The sequence below is a fragment of the uncultured Campylobacter sp. genome, from assembly GCF_963517995.1.
GTDB lineage: Bacteria > Campylobacterota > Campylobacteria > Campylobacterales > Campylobacteraceae > Campylobacter_A.
The window spans coordinates 1-2,702 of sequence record NZ_CAUQHQ010000206.1 but is presented as its reverse complement, the minus strand read 5'-3'; the positions used below and the strand labels follow the sequence as shown (position 1 = coordinate 2,702).

Genomic DNA, 2,702 nt, shown 5'->3' with positions numbered 1-2,702 from the left:
ACAAGCGCCCAGTATGCCAATAAAACGGTTAAATTTGACGTCGGCTCCGATAATGAAGCTTCCTTGCTAGCAACAAAATCCGCGCTTACTACGGATTTATCTACGCCTTGGGATCTAAGCCCGCTAAACGACGTAACCAAAGGCTTTAAAGGTACCGCGACCATAACCGATAAGGCGCTAGATAAAAAAGCCGTAGCTAATGTCGGCGATACGCAAACGACGTTTAAAATTTACGAAAATATAAACTCGGATAAAATTTCCCTCATTTCAAAGGCTAAAGGCAACAACGGATCGTTTTTAAACAAAGAGGAATTTGATATCAAAGAAACGCTCGCTCAAAATCCGGACGCTAAAAAGATAACGATAGATGCGGGCGGCAAAATGATGCAGATATCAAAAGGCGAGAAGATAAAACTACCTGATAATATCGCTAAAATCTCAAAAGCAGCAGATGGAACCGACTCGTCAAATTTGCAAACCGATCTTGCAAATTTGAAAGCGGGCGAAGGCGCTTATTTCTTACAAAACGTGGGCGGAAATAAATTTGATGCATACCTAGCGCTAAATACGGACGGCGTAGAAGGCTACCAAGAGGACAGCGATACTCTCGTAAAAATCGCGGGCGTGGCTTACGGGGCTAGCTTCAGCGACGTAAACGGCGGATATACGACGCTAAGCTAAATTCATATAACGGGGCTAGGTTTTGGCCCCGTTTTTATTACTCTTTAAATTTATAGGTCTTTTATAAATACGAAAACTATACCGAGCTTTTATCGCCTAAATTTGGCTGGATTTTAAGATACGGCAACAAGGTTAAAGGCTAAATTTACTCGTTTCCATAAAATCTAAATTTAAAAATATCAAGCAAATTTAGTTTTTTGTTTTCTTGCAAAATAGCCAGTTTTCGCCGTTTGGGCTTATTTGGGATTTTGCCGCTACTACCGGTTAAATTTATACGCAAATTAAAATCGGACCTAAAAAAGGGATGTAAACGATATCGCAGTTGCTATATTAAGTATAGAAAGATCCGCCCTGTCCGTTTTAGACAAGGCGGCAAGAAAATCAGAATAAATTTAAGATAATAGGCTTATTTTCCTCGACCCATTTGTCGATGCGTTTTGCGTAGTTTTCATCGCCCTTGACGTCTAGGGCTAGGCCTGCGAATTTGCCGTTAATAAAAAACGCGGAGTGGTTAAATTTATATCCGTCCGCGTCGCTGGCGCCGAAAATTTGCGCGTCCTTTAGATACGGCAAAAAGTCCACCGCGCCGCTAAAAAGCGTTTGCGGGTGATTGGCTTGATTGCCCACGGCTACGATGGCGGCTTTTTTGCCTTTACTGCCTGCCTTTAAAAGCGGCAGTTTCTCCGTCCAGTCAGCCGAAAGCTCGCCGTCGCCGTAGCTAGGCGCCGCTACGATGATGACGTCAAATTTAGCAAAATCCTGCGCCGTAGCGTCCTTTACTTCGACTAGCTGCGCGCCGAGCTTGCCTGCGAGATACTCGCAAGCAGTCTTTGTATGGCCTTTTGCGCTTGCGTAAAATATGCCGATACTCATTTTACTCTCCTTAAATTTAAATAAATCAATACCCGAAGTATAACGAAATGATACTTAATTTATCTTATTTCAAATCACGCTTTTATTTGTCGTTTTCTAGGCAAATTTGCGCGTATTTTAATCCCAGCTCGTAGGCTTTTTCGTTCTCGGCGTAGACTTTTTTAGGCACTTTTGAGAGCATTACGCGTTTAACCAGCTGGGCATCCAGGCACCCGCTCATCTGCACGGCGACTGCTAGCGCGACGACGCTTTGGGTTATGACGTTGCCTACTTCGTCTTTAGCGATGGAGATGATGGGAATTTCATAGATTTTCCACCGTTTTTTATCCTCGTCGCTAGCGCGTACTAAATTTGGCTCCACGACGATGATGCCGCCCTCTTTTACGCCGTCTTTAAACTGCTCGAAGCTAATCTGCGCGGTAGCGAGCATAAACTCGATCTCGCCCTCGTTTGCGTACGGGTAAAATATCTCGCGCTCGCTCAAAATGATATCGACCTTCGTCGGCCCTCCGCGCACCTGCGAGGTGTAGGTCGAGGCCTTGACGCCGTATCCGCCCTCCTCGATCTTGGCTGCGGCTAAAATCTCGCCGGCCAGTATCACGCCCTGACCGCCCACTCCGACGAATCTTAACTGCCTTTTCATTTTAGCGCTCCAAAGTCGATTTTTTCGCCGTCTCTAGCGGCTTTTATCACCATGTCGTAGGCCTTGGTGTACTCCATGCGCGACTCGTCTTTATGTAGCACTCCGAGCGGAAATTTACCCTCCCGCTCATCCTCGCTCATCGAGTCAAATTTAGCCTTGCTCACCGTGCGACCGTCTATCCACTCCAGCATCTGCGTAGCCTGCCCCATCTTGTTTTTGCGGCCCAGGTTTATGTGGCAGTTTGAAAATACGTCAAAAAAGCTGTATCCGTCGTGCTCAAAGCCCTCGGCAAATATCTTTTCCAGCTTTGCAGGCTCTATCACGCTGCTGCGCGCTACAAAGGTCGCTCCTGCGGCGGTTGCGAGCTTGCACGCGTCAAAATTCGGATCGATGTTGCCCTGCTGAGCTGTCACCGTCCAAAATCCTATCGGCGTAGTCGGGCTTGTTTGGGAGTTTGTTAGCCCGTAGATGAAATTATTTATCAAAACGTGGTTTAAATTTATAT

4 protein-coding genes are annotated in these 2,702 nt (G+C 46.0%); 1 reads left to right on the top strand and 3 read right to left on the bottom strand.

Translation table 11 applies throughout. The annotated features are described in order from the left end of the window. Nucleotides 1-681, top strand: a 681-nt coding sequence (locus RYL88_RS12610) for a hypothetical protein (RefSeq protein WP_314991774.1), incomplete at its 5' end; no start/stop codon positions are given. Nucleotides 682-1,062: 381 nt separating this feature from the next. Here the strand turns inward: RYL88_RS12610 and RYL88_RS12605 are convergent. The 3 genes from RYL88_RS12605 to RYL88_RS12595 all read right to left on the bottom strand — a co-directional run. Continuing rightward, a complete protein-coding gene (locus RYL88_RS12605; protein ID WP_314991772.1) occupies nt 1,063-1,554 on the bottom strand; it encodes a flavodoxin domain-containing protein in 492 nt (163 codons plus the stop codon). A gap of 82 nt (nt 1,555-1,636) precedes the next feature. Continuing rightward, a complete protein-coding gene (locus RYL88_RS12600) occupies nt 1,637-2,197 on the bottom strand; it encodes a 2-oxoacid:acceptor oxidoreductase family protein (protein WP_314991770.1) in 561 nt (186 codons plus the stop codon). After that, nucleotides 2,194-2,702: thiamine pyrophosphate-dependent enzyme (locus RYL88_RS12595; protein WP_314991768.1), on the bottom strand; the 509-nt coding region annotated here is incomplete at its 5' end. The genes RYL88_RS12600 and RYL88_RS12595, both read right to left, overlap by 4 nt.